General features: G+C 72.5%; 18 protein-coding genes. 11 read left to right on the forward strand and 7 right to left on the reverse strand.

Annotated elements, in window-relative coordinates; translation table 11 throughout:
• Positions 1 to 35 precede the first annotated feature (35 nt).
• Complete coding sequence (locus BM242_RS25365; RefSeq protein WP_093841271.1) at positions 36 to 746, reverse strand: helix-turn-helix domain-containing protein; 711 nt, start codon at positions 744 to 746, stop codon at positions 36 to 38.
• Between the two features lie 183 nt (positions 747 to 929).
• On the opposite strand from BM242_RS25365, the gene BM242_RS25370 reads away from it, so the two are divergent.
• The 8 genes from BM242_RS25370 to BM242_RS25395 all read left to right on the forward strand — a co-directional run bounded on the left by BM242_RS25370 (position 930) and on the right by BM242_RS25395 (position 5,383).
• On the forward strand, positions 930 to 1,118 hold the full coding sequence (locus BM242_RS25370; protein ID WP_425443933.1) for a hypothetical protein: 189 nt from the start codon (positions 930 to 932) through the stop codon (positions 1,116 to 1,118).
• Between the two features lie 48 nt (positions 1,119 to 1,166).
• A complete protein-coding gene (locus tag BM242_RS25375; RefSeq protein ID WP_093841272.1) occupies positions 1,167 to 1,607 on the forward strand; it encodes a hypothetical protein in 441 nt (146 codons plus the stop codon).
• Positions 1,604 to 1,867 carry a hypothetical protein gene (locus BM242_RS29685; RefSeq protein ID WP_175541576.1) on the forward strand — a complete coding sequence of 88 codons (264 nt, stop codon included), beginning with the start codon at positions 1,604 to 1,606 and terminating at the stop codon, positions 1,865 to 1,867. The genes BM242_RS25375 and BM242_RS29685 overlap by 4 nt, the downstream gene beginning before the upstream one ends.
• A gap of 103 nt (positions 1,868 to 1,970) precedes the next feature.
• Entirely contained in the window at positions 1,971 to 3,251 is a 1,281-nt protein-coding gene (locus tag BM242_RS25380; RefSeq protein WP_175541577.1) for an AAA family ATPase, read from the forward strand.
• A gap of 292 nt (positions 3,252 to 3,543) precedes the next feature.
• Positions 3,544 to 3,918, forward strand: coding sequence for a hypothetical protein (locus BM242_RS25385; RefSeq protein ID WP_093841274.1), 375 nt, complete (start codon positions 3,544 to 3,546; stop codon positions 3,916 to 3,918).
• A gap of 352 nt (positions 3,919 to 4,270) precedes the next feature.
• The gene (locus BM242_RS28720; protein WP_217652586.1) at positions 4,271 to 4,615 is read left to right on the forward strand and encodes a helix-turn-helix domain-containing protein; all 345 of its coding nucleotides are present in this window, start codon (positions 4,271 to 4,273) and stop codon (positions 4,613 to 4,615) included.
• The gene (locus tag BM242_RS29040) at positions 4,581 to 4,772 is read left to right on the forward strand and encodes a hypothetical protein (RefSeq protein WP_139238448.1); all 192 of its coding nucleotides are present in this window, start codon (positions 4,581 to 4,583) and stop codon (positions 4,770 to 4,772) included. Before BM242_RS28720 ends, BM242_RS29040 begins: the two co-directional genes overlap by 35 nt.
• On the forward strand, positions 4,769 to 5,383 hold the full coding sequence (locus BM242_RS25395; protein WP_139238449.1) for a hypothetical protein: 615 nt from the start codon (positions 4,769 to 4,771) through the stop codon (positions 5,381 to 5,383). Before BM242_RS29040 ends, BM242_RS25395 begins: the two co-directional genes overlap by 4 nt.
• A gap of 194 nt (positions 5,384 to 5,577) precedes the next feature.
• Here BM242_RS25395 and BM242_RS25400 read toward each other — a convergent pair whose 3' ends face one another.
• The 6 genes from BM242_RS25400 to BM242_RS25425 all read right to left on the reverse strand — a co-directional run bounded on the left by BM242_RS25400 (position 5,578) and on the right by BM242_RS25425 (position 10,991).
• Positions 5,578 to 5,811 (reverse strand): hypothetical protein, encoded by a 234-nt coding sequence (locus tag BM242_RS25400; RefSeq protein WP_093841277.1) that lies wholly within the window; start codon positions 5,809 to 5,811, stop codon positions 5,578 to 5,580.
• Positions 5,808 to 6,113, reverse strand: a complete 306-nt coding sequence (locus BM242_RS25405) for a hypothetical protein (RefSeq protein ID WP_093841278.1) — start codon at positions 6,111 to 6,113, stop codon at positions 5,808 to 5,810. Before BM242_RS25405 ends, BM242_RS25400 begins: the two co-directional genes overlap by 4 nt.
• 124 nt (positions 6,114 to 6,237) lie before the next feature.
• Complete coding sequence (locus BM242_RS25410; protein ID WP_093841279.1) at positions 6,238 to 7,422, reverse strand: helix-turn-helix domain-containing protein; 1,185 nt, start codon at positions 7,420 to 7,422, stop codon at positions 6,238 to 6,240.
• A 153-nt stretch (positions 7,423 to 7,575) separates the two neighbouring features.
• A complete protein-coding gene (locus BM242_RS25415) occupies positions 7,576 to 8,379 on the reverse strand; it encodes a hypothetical protein (RefSeq protein ID WP_093841280.1) in 804 nt (267 codons plus the stop codon).
• Complete coding sequence (locus BM242_RS29690) at positions 8,376 to 8,924, reverse strand: hypothetical protein (protein ID WP_175541578.1); 549 nt, start codon at positions 8,922 to 8,924, stop codon at positions 8,376 to 8,378. The genes BM242_RS25415 and BM242_RS29690 overlap by 4 nt, the downstream gene beginning before the upstream one ends.
• Positions 8,925 to 9,329: 405 nt before the next feature.
• Positions 9,330 to 10,991 (reverse strand): cation:proton antiporter, encoded by a 1,662-nt coding sequence (locus BM242_RS25425; RefSeq protein WP_093841281.1) that lies wholly within the window; start codon positions 10,989 to 10,991, stop codon positions 9,330 to 9,332.
• Between the two features lie 210 nt (positions 10,992 to 11,201).
• Here BM242_RS25425 and BM242_RS25430 point away from each other — a divergent pair, with 210 nt between their 5' ends.
• From BM242_RS25430 to BM242_RS30975, 3 genes are all read left to right on the forward strand, one after another.
• Positions 11,202 to 11,672, forward strand: coding sequence for a cation:proton antiporter regulatory subunit (locus BM242_RS25430; protein ID WP_093841282.1), 471 nt, complete (start codon positions 11,202 to 11,204; stop codon positions 11,670 to 11,672).
• Positions 11,673 to 11,676: 4 nt separating this feature from the next.
• Positions 11,677 to 12,912 (forward strand): cation:proton antiporter, encoded by a 1,236-nt coding sequence (locus BM242_RS25435; RefSeq protein WP_093841283.1) that lies wholly within the window; start codon positions 11,677 to 11,679, stop codon positions 12,910 to 12,912.
• Positions 12,913 to 13,221: 309 nt separating this feature from the next.
• Positions 13,222 to 16,329 carry a SpoIIE family protein phosphatase gene (locus BM242_RS30975; RefSeq protein WP_281254719.1) on the forward strand — a complete coding sequence of 1,036 codons (3,108 nt, stop codon included), beginning with the start codon at positions 13,222 to 13,224 and terminating at the stop codon, positions 16,327 to 16,329.
• Positions 16,330 to 16,381: the final 52 nt, after the last annotated feature.

The following is a 16,381-nucleotide window of genomic DNA, read 5'->3' on the forward strand; positions in this document are numbered from 1 at the left end:
CGCCGGGCACTTGCATCTCTTGTACGTCGAGCCCTTCACGAACCGAGGAACCTCCGAAAGTCGGGTTTGAAGTCGTCACTGTCGATATGGGTCAACTCGTCTGGGAGTTCCGGCAGCCGCATACCCAGCTCTCGCAAGCGGCGGCGGGTGTCCCACAGTGGCACCTCGTAGTGTTCGGTCGCTTGGCGTAGAAGCGCTTCCCGCTGCTTGGCATCTTGGAAGGTCATGGCGTGCTTGCGGTGTTCACGCCACTGCTCGATGTACTTGTCGTGCCAGTTGTAATCAACGAGTCCGGCCCGGTCCTCCTGCCACTCATCGAAATCAGCACGCTCCACGTGCCAAGTCCCCCCCGCCGGGTCACTCAGAGTGGGCAAAGGGACCTCTCCGGTGAACCAGCCGAGAGCCTCCCACACGGGCACTGTGCGCCCGGGGAGCGGTTCGGCGTACTCGTTCCACGCGGGGTAGGCGCGGCCCTTGTGATCATTTAGCGGCTGAACGCCTACCGGGAACAGCAGCGCGATCGGTGGCACGCCTAGGGCCTTGGCGAGTACTAGCAGGTCGGGAACAGATACGGAGGGCCGTCGGCCGCTTTCGAAGTTGGCGATGACTGATCGTCCGATCGGGTTCCCGAGTTCGGCACAGCGGTCAGCGAGTTGCTGGGCGCTCATGCCCCTGGCTTCACGGTGTCGCCGGACCGCGCCCGCTACCGCGTGGGCTACGCGAGCCGGCCACGTCTCGTCTGTCATGGAGGAGCACAGTAGTCGGGATTAGTTGCGCCTGTCCAGCACAGCGCGATAGTGTGCGACACGAACACCAATCCCTCTCGGAGTTGTCACCAAATGACACAGACATCCTTCGGGATGCAGGTCCCGGACCTACTTGCCCTTCCCGTCGCCTGCGATCTAGTGACGGCAGGCCGTGCCCTCGGGTTGGGCAGGACGAAGACCTATGAGCTTGCCCAGCGCGGGGAGTTCCCCGTTCCGCTGCTGCGCCTCGGCAACACCTACCGCGTCCGCCGCGCCGACCTGCTGACCCTGCTCGGTATCGAGCAGCACAGCGACGGCGCTGGGGTAGCCGCCCCAGCGCCGTCCATCGAGAACACCCATTCCAACCACTGAACACACGAACGGCCGGGGTAGCCGCCCCGGCCGCCGATTGGAGTTCTCTTGACCAAGAATGCCACGACCACACCGAGGATCACCACCACGACCGATCCGGCGAGTAGCCCCGGCGGGGCCGGGTTCCTCTTCAAGGTGCTCTGCGCCTTCTTCGTGGTGCTGCTGCGCCGGGCCGGCGGCCGCAGTGCCGATGGTCCCGCTCCCGGCGTGCGCATCGGCCGCCGCGCCGATCTCATCGGCAACGCTCTGGCTGCCGCCCTGGCCCGCGTGAACGACATGCCCGGCACCGATGCCGCAAGACGCGCGGATGTCCACCTCGGCCGGATGATCCACCACGCGAGCGCCTACATCACGCATTCCCGACGCGACGCCGCAGAGGCCGCCGAGGACCCGGCAACCGCGTGGGTGAATGCCGAGGCCGCCGGCCTGTTCGCCGTGGCAATGGTGCAGGGCGTTGCCCGCCACATCGGGAACGGTGACGGCCGATGAACGCCGCCCAACTCTCCGGCATCCTCGGAGCCCAGCGCTCCCGCCGACACGACGCCGCCCTGCGCTGCCCTCCGCTGGAATGCGCGTGCGGCGCCGATCACCGCGACTCCCTGCTCTGCCTCGCCGCCCCGTTCGGCCGCTCCACTTACGGTCTGTCCTCGGCGGCTTTGGCGGCCGAGGCCGCCCGTTGCCGGGCCGCTGGCTGGCAGCAGTGGGAGATCAGCGCTCGATTCGACCTCCAGGCGGCGGACGCCGCGTGATCCCAACCCGCACCACCCGCGAGCGGCGCAGCCGGGGGCATGCCCGGGGCGCCGCTCGCGGCACACGCGCCATTTCGCCGCCCCCGCACGGAGCACGCCACTCGTGACCATCGAAATCCCCCGACCGGGCGCCTGGCCCGCTGGCATCAGCCTGCGGCCCCTTCCCCCTGCCCCAGCGCCCGACGCACCCGCGCTGTCGGCCGGGCAGCAGCAGCCACAGCGCACCGAGCCCGAACCGGCGCCCGAACCGCATACGCCCCCGCTGCGCCTGCTCGACTCCCCGGCCGACACCGACGAACCGCCCCCTCAGCCGGATCTCGTCTTCCGCACCCTGGCCGAAGTTGCGGCCGACGTGGACAGCCGCCCGCCTCGCCCTTGGCTGTTCGAGCCCGTGATCGTGGCCGGCGACTACGGCGTCATGTCCGCCGAGGACAAGGCAGGTAAGACGTGGGCCATCCTCGACGCTGCGGTGTCCTGCGCCGCTGGCCTGCCCTGGCTCGGCCAGTTCCCCGCCCGCGCTCCCGGCCCCGTGCTCGTCTTCCTCGGCGAAGGCTCAGACGCCAAGCTGCTGCGCCGCATCCGCGCCATAGCCGCCGCCAAGGACTTGGACCAGGCCACCGCCGACGCGCTGGAAATCGTGGCGTGCTTCCGCGCGCCGCAGCTCGGCGACGCCCAGCACCGGCACCTGATCCGGCGGGCCATCGAGCGCTTCCGGCCAGTACTGGTCATCATTGACCCGCTCTACCTGGCCGCCGGCGGGGCCAACGGCGCAGACCTCTACTCCATGGGCGCCCTGCTCGGCAGCATTCAGCACATCGTGCAGGAAGCGGGCGCGAGCCTGCTCATCTCCCACCACTGGAACAAGACCGGCGAGGGCCGCGGACACAGCCGCTCATCCGGCGTCGGCCCCGGCGCATGGGGCCGCTTCCTCATCTCCGTTGCCGTACTCAGCTCCTCCACAGCCCCGGAGACGCAGGAAACCACGGTCCGGCTCAAGTGGGCCTTCAAGGGCGACGAGATCCCCGAGACGGAAACCACCTTGATCCGCCGAGTCCGCGCCGCCGATCCGGCCGACCTGTCCTCACCGATGCACTACAGCATCGAGCATGCGCCCGGCCTCGAAGACGAAGACGACAGCGGCCAGGAACAGGGCCTTGCACCGGCCGCGCGAAAGCTCCTCGAAGCCGTCCGGGCCAGCAGCGAACCGGCCACAAACAGTGAGCTGGTGGACAGGGTCCAGGCCAAGCACGGCCACGGTCTGACCCGGACCACTGTGAGCCGGGAGCTCAACAACTTGCGCCGTCTCGGACTGGTCGAACGCCTCGATCCGGAAGGCCCGTACGCCACCGTCCGCTGGGCGCCGAAGACAGAAGCCACCCCATGAGACCACGCACCGTAGCCGAGCACACCGGGTGTGCCCACATGGGACGAGCACACCCGGACACACCACCCGCCCAGCGCAGAAAATCCGCACGTCAAATGCCGTGCCCCGTGTGCTCAACCAGTTTGCGCACACCGGACACAGGGGTGTGTGTGCGTGTGCTCGCCCCTATAGGGGCGAGCACACCAGCACACCACCCGCACACAACGGAACGTCACCACGACCGGCGACCGGCGACCGGTCGCAGCCCCGGTCGCGCGTAGCCGCGCGCACATGTACGGAAGGTGCAATCCCCATGCCTGACACCCCCACCGGCAACTCCGGCAGCTTCGTACGCCGCTCCCGCGGCTATCCCGGCCGGGATCGGCTCGACGCCGCCTCGATGCGGTTTCGCCGGGCCGTGGCCCGGCTGCACCGGGAAGGGCAGCGCAGCGACCCGCAGACCGCGGCCAAGCTCGGCCCGATCGTGGCCGAGGCCGAGGCCGTGTTGCTGCGGCTCGCCGAGCGGGCGGAGAAAGCCGAGAACGAGTCAGCCCGCAACCGGCGCCTGCTCGCTGAGGAAGAGGCGCGGCTTGACCGGCTGCTGCGACGCGCGGCACGCCGCGGGCTACCCGTCGACGGCACCGGCGGCCGGCCGGAACCGCCCCCCGGAAGCGGTGCGCGGCCATGAACGTGGACGACGTGACAACGGCCCGTATCCGGGCTCTCGCTGCCCGACGGACCGCCGCCGTCCGGCACCGTGCGATACTCGCGGCTGCCCGCTACAGGGGCGCTGCCCGCAACCCGGCCGACACCGCCCCGTCGCCTGCCGCAGGGAGGCCCGATGACCAGCGCGCCGAGTGACCACCCCGTGAGCACCCCCGCCGTGAGCAGCGAGAACAGCGCCGGTAGTGGATACCAAATCCGCCGGTTCACCGCTGGCCGTACCGCGGACCGCAGCACCTGCCCGACGGCGCGGTGATCGTGCCGCCGACTGTCGCGCGGGAACTGCTCCGCCGCTGGTCCTCGGCCTTGCCGCCCGGGTGCGGGCCGACGGCGGCCGGCTGTCCCCGGACGCCGAACGGTTGCTGATCGCCCTGCACCGCGCCGCCGAAACCCTGGACGGTTCCGCACGCGGAACCACTCCCGCCGCTCCCGGCACCGTGGACACCGGGGAGGAAGCAGCACCGGCACCGCTCACCACCGGGCAGGCCGCGGACATCCTCGGGTGCTCCCGGCGCTTGGTCCGCCGCCTGGCCGCCGCTGGCCGCCTCCGGGCCTTCCGCCTCGGCCGGGACTGGCTCATCGACCCCGGCACACTGGACGACTACCGCTTTGGTAGGGAGAACAGCCATGGACGACACCACCACGCCGGCCGGGCCGGTTGAGAGACAGCCCGACGACACCGCCCGACCCAGTATCGACGAACGACGTGTCGCCTTCCGCAACCGCCACGCGCCGGCAGCCCCGCCCACCACGAACCACCCCATAGATGAACAGCGCATCGCCTACCGGAACCGTCACGGCCTCGGGGGCGCGGCGTGAGCGGACAAGGTGCGGCCGAGGCCGAACAGCCCACCCCAGAAGGCGTCATCGCAGCCGCCGAGGCCGAAGAGAAAGAGGCTGCCGAACTCCTCCATGCCCTTGAGGACCGGGTGCGCGACGGCGACGAGACCGTACAGCCCGAGCAGATCGAAAAGGCTCGCGGACTGCGCCGCTTCGCCCAGCTCCGCCGCGAGGTCGCCGCCCGGCGAGCAGAGAAGCTGAAGCAGCAGCAGATCGACAACCTGGCCGCAGAGCGGCGTGACGCCTTCCTCGCCGAGATTGCCCCCCACGACATCACCAGGGTTCCAGAACTGCAACGACAGATCACCGATGCGCTAGCCGAACTGCTGGAACTCTGCGAAGCCTACGACCAGGTGGTACTCAAACACGCCAACGGCCTGGCCTCCGGCGGCCGACAGACCACGCTGCCGATCAGGGGGGACTTCGACGGCGTGAAGGCGTGGATCGAACTGGACGGCAAGATGTACCGCCGTCCGGGTGGCAAGAACCTGGCCGACAACGCCGTCAACGCGGGACGGCAGCGCCACTTCAAGGCGGTTCAGGAACGCGCACAACAGCGCCGCGAACGGGCCGCTAAGGGCAGGTTGTGACTGCCGTCTGTTGGTGAACTGATGGCCCTCACTCCGGTGACGACACCGGCAGCGGGCTGGGCTGGCCGATGCGCGCCCCGGAAGCCGGCTCCTGCCCCGTGCCGGACCATGGGAGGCCGGAAAGGCCCGGCACGGGGACTGACTGGTGGGCCGCCCGCCTGAGCCTCCCCAGACGGCGGCGGGCGGCCCGGTCTTCAGGTGGCGAGGCGGCGGGCGCGCTCGGCGGCGTCGTCCGCGGCACGGACCATGCGGGCAAGGTGTTGAAGGCAGCCCTGGCAGGCCCACAGTCCGGCCGCGGCGGCGCCGATGCGGACGTGCCCGGCCCACCAGACCGGCACGGCGGTGCCGCCGCACCACAGCCAGCACATGCCGGTGACCGGCTGTCCGGGCTCGGCGGGGATGCCGAGCGTCATGGCCGGCGCGGTCACCGGTCGGCCTCCGCCTCGGCGGCCTGGTGGGCTTCGCGCAGGGCCTCGGCGGTGGCGCAGTCCGCTCCCGCGGCGGCGCACGCCGTGCAGTTGACGGTGTGCGTGACCAGGGCGGCGCCGAGGTCGTCCGCGGTGCGGTAGTGGTGGGCGCAGGCCGGGCAGGCGTAGGCGATCCAGCCCGGTCCGCTGTTCTGCTCCACCCCGCCGACGATGACCGGCCGGTCGGTCATCTCTTTGCAGTCCACGCACATCCGGCGGGCCGGTGCCGCGGCGGGTGGAGTGTGGGCAGGTGCATCAGGCATGGGTGGACTCCGGTAGTGAGACGTGTACGGAACGTCTCACCGACCGTAGAAGCGCTGTGACGCGGGCCTCAATGGGCTGGTGGTGGCACTCTCGGCGGCCTGCTGCCGGAAGTGCCACCGCCGGTCACATCGGCAGGCGTACCGCCCGGGCGAGGGTCTGCATCTCCGGGGAGAGCTTGCGTCGGCGTTCCACGATCTTGCCGACGATCTCCTTCGCGTACCGCTGGTGCGGGAGCCACTGCGGGGCGGCCTCGGCGACGTCGAGAAGGGTCTCGACGGCTTCGCCGTAGCGGCGGGTCTTCACCTGGGCGTCGGCGACGTCGAGCAGGTGCCGGTTGCGGTGGCCAACGGTCGGGGCCAGGCGCCGGCCGCCGATGCCGCGGGCCAGGCGTAGGGCAACGTCCGGGCGGTCCTCGACGACCGCCTGTTCGGTGCGCTGCATGGCGACCGTCAGCGGGCCCCAGGACCGGGTACGGCGGGAGCCGTCGGCCGACCGGGGCCGCTCCTTCGCGAGCATCACCGCGGCGGCCTGCGCCATCCTCAGGGCGGCCTCGGACTCATCCGGCCGGCCGTCCCGGGAGGCCGCCGCCGCGACGCGGCCCAGCACTACACCCCAGGCGATCAGGTCATCGGGCCGGGCGGCGGACAGGCGCGGCTCCAGCTCGGCGGCCCACCGCAGCGCCAGCTCCCGCGCCTGGGCCAGTCGGCCGGAGCGCAGCAGCAGCCAGCAGCGGGATTCCACCATGTCGGCGCGGTGCAGCACCCCGTCGACTCCGGCCTCGGCGCGGTCGAACGCCGCGGCGGCGGCGTCGTAGTGCCGGGTCTGGATCATGACCCGCCCGGCGGTCATCAGCGCCCGGGAGTACACCGCGGCGGCGCCCGGATCGGCCTCGGCGGCGGCCTCGGCATCCCGCAGCAGCCCGGGCAGCACCGCGGCGACACCGGCCAAATCCTCGTGCACAAGGTTGCTCACCACGGAGTCGAGCACCGCGGCGACACCGGCCGCGGTGGCAGGCTCGGGCACCCGGTCCGCCCCGGGGCGCAGAATCGCGGCGCGAAGCTGCTCCCACGGCCCCGGCGGGATGCTCGGCGGCGCGGTCTCCTCCGCGGCCAGCAGCGCCGTGGTCGGCACGCCCAGGACGCGGGCCAGGGCGTGCGCGGTCTCCAACCGGGCCTCGGCGTGTGCGCCTTGCTCCAGCTTGCGCACGGTGGACACCGAGATGCCGGCGGCCCGGGCGAGTTCGGTCTGAGTCAGTCCAGCGATGACGCGAGCGTTCCGCAGACGCTCGCCGAAAGTGCGTTCAGCCATGGTGTAATGGCTCCCGTCTTGCCGTCTGGTGGTCGCACTCTGGACGGTACCCCCGGAGTACGGCCGGGGGACAGCGAACGGCCCCGGCAGGATCACCCGCCGGGGCCGTTCGCTGTGTCCACGGTTGCCGTCAGCCGTGGCGGTGCCGCTCGGCTACCGCCCGGCGAGGGCCGCGCGCTTGATGCGCCGGCCGTAGGAGTCCGAAGCGCCGAGCCGCGCGCCGATCGCGGTTCCGGTCAGTTCCGGCTCCCGCTCCAGCCAGTTCCGGGCGCGTTCGACATGCGCGCGGAGGCGGGTGTTCTCGCTCGGCTCGGACTCGATATCGGCGGCCCCGGGGCCGCTGCTGGTTCCGGTGTTTCCGCCCAGCGGTTCTGCCGGAACTCCGACCGGTTCCGGGGCGGTTCCGGCCGGAACCGCGGAGGGGGAAACGGCCTGGTCGGGGATGGTTCCGCCGAAGCCCTGGAGGAGTTCCGGCAGGGGCGTGAACTCGCCCAGGACGGGCACCCGCTCACGCTCCAGCGTCACCGCCGGCGCCTCGGCCGGGGCCACGATGGGCAGCAGCCGCGCCCCGGGCGGAACCAGTGGAACCGGGGCCGGTTCCAGCAGTTCCGGTACCGGATGATCGGCGGTTCCGGCCGGAACCTCCCGTAGGGCGTGGACCCGCCACAGCACCAGCGGCGCGATAGCCGATACCGCGGTGACCAGATGCCAGGTCACCGGAAGCAGCCCGGCCGCTACCAGGTGCGCCGCCGCGTTCACCGCGATCATTGCCAGCACCACCGCGAACACGTCCCGGTGCGCGCGCAGCGCCCGGATGGCGTAGATGTCCAGCGCCGCCGGCACCCCGGCCGCCACGACGGTGCCGAACCCGCACGCACGGGCGAGCTGGTACTCAGCCGACGCCGTGACCACGATCGCCGCGCCCAGGGCCGCCCAGCCCAGCACGTCCCGCTTCACCGGCTCTCACCGCCGCGCAGCCAGCAGAACGGGGACAGCTCCAGTGAGGCGCGCAGGGCCGCGGTGGCGTCGCCATCCCGGCCGCCGGGGCCGGGCAGGACGCGCGCCCCAGTGATCGAGGCGAACATGCGGGCCGTGTGGTGCACGCACCCGGTCACCTCCCCGCCGTGCATGTCTCGCACGGTCACCGCATCCGGCGCCGAGTCGCCGCATGGCGTCGGGTCCTCGGCATGGGCGGCCGGGCAGCGTCGGGCCTCCTCGGCGGGCGGCTCCTCCGCGGCACACTCAGCTTCGAGGAAGCCGATCAACTGCCGCAGGGACTTGCCCAGCAAGGTGAAGTGCTCGGCGCAGTGGCTGGGCGTCGCCCTCTCGGGGCTGAGGATGGAGGCGGCGGCCAGTCGTCGGCGGGCCAGGGTGAGGACGGCGTTCCGGGCACCTGCGGCGCAGAACGGGCACAGGCCGGCGGTGGGCTTGCGCGGGTCGGTGGGGCCGAAGTCGCCCGGCGCTTCGCACAGCGCGCAGCACGGGCGGGTAGGTTCATTCATCGGGTCTGGCTCCCTTGATGCAGAGGGGTTCTGGATCAAGGCGCCGTTCGGTGGTGGGACACCGGGCGGCGCCGCTCTGTGGTCACGGGGGTGGTCACCCAGTGGTCACGGACACCCCGGATCGGGGCGGTAGAGAGCGGCACGCTCCGGCGGGGCCCTAGCCTGCTGACCTGTGTGAATGATGGAGAGCGTCACCCGGCATCACCGGGCGGCATGCTTGAATCTGAACTTTTAATCCGTTGGTTGTGGGTTCGAGTCCCACACGGCCTACGCCTGGACTCGTTGGTAATTTACTGACGCCACCCCGCTGACCTGCGGATTTATGCAAGAGATGGCCCTCCGTCGATCGGGCGGAGGGCCATCTGCGTGTTTCTTCCCGGGTGGTGGGGGCGGCTGCCGGGCGGTTCAGGGAGGGGTGCCGGGGTTGTCGTCGTCCCGCTCCGGGGCGAGGAGGCGGCCGAGGGAGCGGGCGGCGTGGGTGGCGGCGTCGGTGAAGGGCTGGAGGACGAGGTCGGTTCCGGCGGCGGCCAGGCGGTGGGCGTCGTGGGCGTTGTGGGCGGTGAGGGCGATCCGGCCGCGGTAGGCGTGGTGGCGCAGCGCGTGCAGCAGGGCGAGGTTGGTCTCCGGCAGGGGGATGGTGCTGATGACGCAGCGGGCCCGGGCCAGGGGGAGGGTTTCGAGGAAGTGGAGATCCTCGGCGCTGCCGAAGACGGCGGTGATGCCGGGGCGGTCGGTGCGGGCCACACGGTGGGGGTCGAAGTCCACGGCCAGGATGCGGTGGCCGGCGGCGGCGAGGTGGTCGGCGAGTTGTCCGCCGAAGCGGCCCAGGCCGTAGAGGATGACGTCGGCTTCGCGTTGGCGGCCGGTGAGGTCGGGCCGGCGGCTGCCAGTGCGCTCGATGCGGGTGAGCCAGGGTTCCAGCCGGCGGTAGAGGGGGTGGGAGTAGAGGATCAGGTAGGTGGAGCCGCCGATGGTGATCAGGCCCACGACGGTGATCAGGCTGACGGTGGCGGCGTCGATGTGGCCCAGGGAGAGGCCGAGGGCGGCCAGGATGAGGGAGAACTCCGAGATCTGGGCGACGGTGAGCCCGGCGAGGAAGCCCACCCGCACCGGGTAGCGCATCGCCGTCATGATCACCACCACGATCAGGGGGTTGCCGATCAGGACGAACAGCGAGAAGACCGCGGCCTCGGCGAGCTGGCCGGCGGCGTCGGTGAACTCCAGGCGGGCGCCCAGCTCCAGGAAGAAGAACAGCAGCAGGAAGTCGCGCAGGCTGACCAGCCGGGCGCCCAGGGCGTCCCGGTAGGGGGTGGTGGCCAGGGAGACCCCGGCCAGGAAGGCGCCGACCTCGGTGCTGAAGCCGAGCCAGTCGCTGAGCGCGGCCACCGCCACGGCGTAGGCCACGCCGAAGAGGACGAGGAGTTCCTGGGAGCGGGCGATGTGGTGCAGCAGCCAGGGCAGCACCCAGCGCATCAGCACGGCGATGCCGGCCAGCAGTCCCAGCCCTTTGGCGAACACCAGGGCGATGTCCTGGGCGACGCTGTCGCCGGTCTGCCGTCCGAAGGCGGTCAGGGCGATCATCACCAGCACCACGACGATGTCCTGCACGATGAGGAAGCCCACCGCGATACGGCCGTGCAGTTGCTCCAGCTCACGCTTGTCGGACAGCAGTTTGACGATGATGATCGTGGAGGAGAAGGTCAGCGCGACGGCGACATACAGGGCGGTGACGGTGTCCATGCCCAGGCCGAGGCCGATCAGGTAACCGATCACCGAGGTGAACACCACCTGGCCCAGGCCGGTGGCCACGGCGATGGGCCCGGTGGTGCGGATCAGATGCAGGTCCAGCCGCAGCCCGACCAGGAACAGCAGGATGGCGATGCCGAGCTGGGCGAGGAGTTCGATGGTGCCGGCCGGCTCCACCCAGTCGGCCCCGGCCGGTCCGGCCAGGATGCCCACGGCGATGAAGGCCACGATCAGCGGCTGCCGCAGCCGGGTGGCCACCAGTCCGGCCAGGGCGGTCAGCGCCAGAACGGCGGCAAGGAGCGGGAAGTCGTGCAGTTCCATGACGGCGGCCGTTCACGGTCGGGGCAGAGGCAGAGGCAGAGGCAGAGGCAGAGGCAGAGGCAGAAGCAGGGCCGGAGCCGTCCCGTGGCGGCGACGCCTGACGCCACGGCGTGACCTGGGGCATTGTCCCGGCAGCCGGGGGTGACGGAGGATGGGGCCGGGACCAGCCGGGAAAATGGAACGAGGAGGCGGGCTGTGTCGGCTCCGCGGATGAGCACCACGCCCCTGCCGGGTATCGGTGTGCGCTACGACTTCAGCACCAGGGAGCACCGCCACCTTTCGGTGATAGCGCACCGGGACGGCTCGCGCACGCTGAATGCCTATCGGGCGGACGATCCGGACGCCTGCGCCCTGGCCCTGCATCTGAGCGAGACCGAGACGGCCTCGCTGATCGACGCGCTGATGCCGGAGCATCACAATCCGGGCCTGCTGTCCACCATCGATCTGGGCCTGGTGGCCGAGCGGATCGAGCTCGGCTCCGCTTCGCGCTGGAACGGCCGGCTGCTGGGCGACACCAGGATGCGCACCGAGACCGGTGCCTCGGTCGTGGCGGTGCTGCGCCGGTCCGGGGCGGTCCCTTCCCCGGCCCCGGATTTCCGGCTGGCGGGCGGGGATGTGCTGATCGTCATCGGTACCCGTGAGGGTGTGGACGCCGCCGCCGCGATCCTGGGCCGGGAGTGAGCGGGTGCACTCCACGGTCATTCTCATCGAGTTCGGTGCCATCATCCTCGGCCTGGGTCTGCTGGGCCGGTTCGCCGGCCGGCTCGGGCTTTCTCCCATACCGCTGTATCTGCTGGCCGGGCTGGCCTTCGGCGAGGGAGGTCTGCTGCCGCTGGGCGCGAGCGAGGAGTTTGTCGCCATCGGCGCCGAGATCGGCGTGATCCTGCTGCTGCTGATGCTGGGCCTGGAGTACACGGCCGCGGATCTGGTGGGCAACCTCAAGGCCCAGTACCCGGCCGGTCTGGTGGACATGGCGCTGAACGCCCTTCCCGGGGCGGCGATGGCGCTGCTGCTGGGCTGGGGGCCGGTGGCCGCCGTGGTGCTGGCCGGGGTGACCTGGATCTCGTCCTCCGGGGTCATCGCCAAGGTGCTGGCGGATCTGGGCCGGCTGGGCAACCGGGAGACGCCGGTGATCCTGTCCATCCTGGTGATGGAGGACCTGGCCATGGCCGTGTATCTGCCGATCCTGACGGCCCTGCTGGCCGGGACCGGCTGGGTGGCCGGCGGGCTGACGCTGGCCGTCGCGCTGAGCGTGGCCGGTCTGGTGCTGTTCGCCGCGGTCCGCTACGGCCGGGTCATCTCCCGCTTCGTCTCCAGCGACGACCCGGAGAAGCTGCTGCTGGTGGTGCTCGGGCTGACGCTGCTGGTGGCCGGGATCGCCCAGCAGCTTCAGGTGTCCGCCGCGGTCGGTGCCTTCCTGGTCGGCATCGCGCTGTCCGGTGAGGTGGCCGAGGGGGCGCACACCCTGCTCTCCCCGCTGCGGGATCTGTTCGCCGCGGTGTTCTTCGTCTTCTTCGGCCTGCACACCGATCCGGCCAGTATTCCGCCGGTGCTGCTGCCCGCTCTGGCCCTGGCCGTGCTCACCGCAGGCACGAAGGTCGCCACCGGTTACTGGGCCGCCCGGCGGGCCCGCGTCTCCGCCCGGGGACGCTGGCGGGCCGGTGGCGCGCTGGTGGCCCGCGGCGAGTTCTCCATCGTCATCGCCGGCCTGGCCGTGACCGCCGGGATCGAGCCCGCGCTCGGGCCGCTGGCCACCGCCTATGTCCTCATCCTGGTGATCGCCGGCCCGCTCACCGCCCGCTGGACGGAGCCCCTGGCCCGGCGCCTGGCCGAACGGCGCCGCGCCCGCACGCCGGGGGACCCGGCCCACGGCCGGCCCGCCGCCGAGGAGGCGACCGAGCCGGCCCCGGTCCCCGACTGAATCCGCCGGGGACCCGGCGCCCGGCCGGGCTGCTGTCGCCTCCCCGGCCGGCCGGCGATGTCTGCCGCCTCCGGCGGTGGTGGGACGGCGGGATAGGTGAACGCGACATACGGTTGATCTGACGCGAAAGACTCCCCGGGACGGTGGGAGGTCGCCTAGGTTGTCCGGATCGGACGGGAACGGACCGGGAACGGCCGGGAACGGACGAGATGGGACCGGATGCGCCGGGACCGTCCGGCCGTCCGGTCACCGGGCCGGCGACCCGCGGGGGAGCGTGACCGCGAGTGCGAGCGGAGGTGGCAGACGGCCGTGCCGGACGCCAGAGGCGGCAGTGCGGGCGGAACGGGCGAACCGGGCGGCGCGGCCCGCACCCCGCCCCCCGTTCCCTCCCTGCACCCATCCGCCCGCCACGGGGAGCCGCAGCCGCGGGACGCCCGGGGCGGGCACCGGATGCGGCTGAACCTGCTCGCGGCGGTGGACGAGGACCGCCGGGACGCCGAGGTGGTGCTCACCGCCCTCCAGCAGGCCGTGGCCGGGCTGAACGGCCTGGGCGGCATGGTGCATCTGCCGGGCGGCGGCATGGCCGGCGCCCTCTACATGGTCGTCGCCAGCGGCCTGCCGGAGCCGCTGACCCGGCCGTGGCTGGTCATCCCGGTGCGCGGCGCCAACCCGCCCGGCCGCGCCGCCCGCAGGAACACCGCCGTCTGGCGGCCGGAGTTCGGCCCGCCGGACCCGTTCCCCGGCCGGGAGCAGGCCGCCCGCTGGCCCGTCGCGCTGACCGCCGGCGTCGGCCATCTCGCCGTGCCCGTCCCGGTCGCCCCCCGTCGGCGCGGCGCGCTGTCCGTGCTCTGCGCCGCGGACGACGAGCCGGGGCCGGCCGGCCGTGCCCTGCTCACGGACGTCGTCGCCTGGATGGCGGACCGGCTGCGGCCGTCCCGGGCCGTCGGTCCGTCCCCCGCGCTGCTGCGCGCCCTGGAGCACGGCGGCACCGAGGACGGGCCGCCCGAGGGGCTCACCGCCGGGCCGGCGGATGTGCCCTCCACCGGCTACACCTGGGATCTGCGCACCGGCGCGATCACCTCCGACCGGCCCATCGCCGAGGTGCTGACCGGCATCGACCCCGATGTGCAGCGCGGCGGCATCGAGGCATGGACGGAGCTGATCCACCCGGACGATCTGCCCCGGGTGCTGACCGGCTTCGACGAGGGCCTGCGCCAGCGCGGCGGCTTCCAGACCGAGTACCGGATGCGCCGCCACGACGGCGGCTACCTGTGGGTGGAGAGCCACGCCCGGACGGTCACCGACGCCGCCGGCGAGCCGGTCGGGGTGGTCGGCACGCTGTGGGACAGCACCGAGGTGCATGCCGCCGCCGAGTCCGTCGGCCGGGCGCTGCGGCACATGAGTGACGGTTTCCTCGCCCTGGACTCCGACTGGCGGATCGGCTTCCTCAATCACGCCGCGGAGCGGCTGCTGGGCTCCTCCGGCGAGCTGGGCGGGGCGCTGCTGTGGGACGTTCCCGCGGTGCGCGCCGTGCCCGGCCTGGAGAAGCGGTGCCGGGCCGCCGCCGCCGAGGGCCGTCCGGCCGGCTTCGACGTGCCCTGGCCGGACGGCGCCTCCTGGTACCACCTGCGCCTGGTCCCGGTGCCCGGGGGCCTGACCCTGTACATCACCGACATCACCGAGCGGCGGCTCCGCGAGTCCGAGCGGGCCGCGGCGGAGCGGGCCGCCTCCGAGCGGTCCGCCCTGGTGCAGCGGGTGACCCGGGGGCTGGCCGAGGCGGTCACCGCCCAGGACGTGGTCAGGGCGGTGGCGGACGGCATGCTGGCCCCGTTCGGGGCCACCGGCCTGGTGGTGATGGTGGTGGTCGGCGACCGGCTGGCCGTGGTCGGCTCGCGCGGTTATCCGGAGAGCTTCACCGAGCTGCTGAACGGCCAGCGGGTGTCCGAGCACACCAGCGCCCCGGCCGGGGAGGCGCTGCGCACCCGCACCGCGTTCTTCGTCTCCTCCCCGGAGGAGTTCCGGGCCCGCTGGCCGAAGGCCGCCGAACTGATCCACAAGGGCGGCAAGCAGAGCTGGGCGTTTCTGCCGCTGGCGGTCTCCGGCCGGGAGATCGGCACGGCGGTGATCTCCTTCGACCGCCCGCGGGTGCTGGAGGAGGACGAGCGCACCCTGCTGATCGCGCTGAGCGGCCTGAGCGCGCAGGCCCTGGACCGGGCCAGGCTGTACGACGAGACCACCACCCGGGCCCGTACCCTCCAGCGCAGCCTGCTGCCGCGGGTGCTGCCGGAACTGCCCGCGGTCACCGCGGCTGCCCGCTACCAGCCCGCCGCGCAGGGGGAGGACGTCGGCGGGGACTGGTACGACCTGATCCCGCTCTCCGCCGACCGGGTGGCGCTGGTGATCGGCGATGTCATGGGCCACGGCATGGCCGAGGCCGCCACCATGGGGCGGCTGCGGACGGCGGTGCGCACCCTGTCGGAGCTGGAGCTGCCGCCCGACGAGGTGCTGGGCCATCTCAACGAGATCGTCGGCGAGCTCGGCGAGGACGCCCTCGCGACCTGCCTGTACGGGGTCTACGACCCGGTGACGCGGCGGCTGGAGTACGCCAGCGCCGGTCATCCGCCGCCGGCCGTAGCGGGCCCGGACTCCGCGGTCACCTTCCCCTCCGGGATTCCCGATCCGCCGCTGGGGGTGGCCGCCCCGCCGTTCGAGACCGTGGTCACCGAGCTGCCCGCCGACAGCCTGCTCGCCCTGTACACCGACGGTCTGGTGGAGTCCCCGGGCCGGGACATCGACCGGGGCATGGAGCTGCTGGCCGGCACGCTGTCCGCGGCGGTCGCCGCGGGCCGGGCCGGCTCCCCGGGCCCGGCGGCCCCGGCGGGCTCGGCGGGGAAGCTGGAAGAGCTGTGCGCCACGGTCACCTCCGCCCTGCTGCCCGCCCACGGCGAGCTGCTGGACGACGCCGCCCTGCTGCTGGCCCGCACCCACCCGCTGCCCGCGGAGAGCATCGCCGAGTGGCCGCTGCCGGAGCATCCGATGGCGGCCGGCCGGGCCCGGGAGCTGGTGCGCGAACAGCTCACCGCCTGGGGGCTGGGCCGGGAGGAACTGATCATGACGACCGAGCTGGTGGTCAGCGAACTGGTCGGCAATGTGATCCGGCATGCCCGCGGCCCCATCCGGCTGCGGATGCTGCGCAGCCGCACGCTGATCTGCGAGGTCTCCGACGCCAGCCTGACCACCCCGCACATCCGGCACGCCTCGGCGACCGACGAGGGCGGGCGCGGCCTCCAGCTCGTCGCCGCGCTCTCCCAGCGCTGGGGCACCCGCCACAACCCGTCCGGCAAGTCCATCTGGACCGAGCAGCCGCTGCCCGGCACCGCCGCACCGCAGGGCGCGACGGCGCCGGGCAGCGGCTGAGCAGGCCCGTGGGAGTCGGCGGGCGGCGGTCCTCCTGGCCGGCGGCCGATGG

Origin of the sequence: Streptomyces aidingensis, from assembly GCF_900112355.1 — a bacterium.
Lineage (GTDB): Bacteria > Actinomycetota > Actinomycetes > Streptomycetales > Streptomycetaceae > Streptomyces > Streptomyces aidingensis.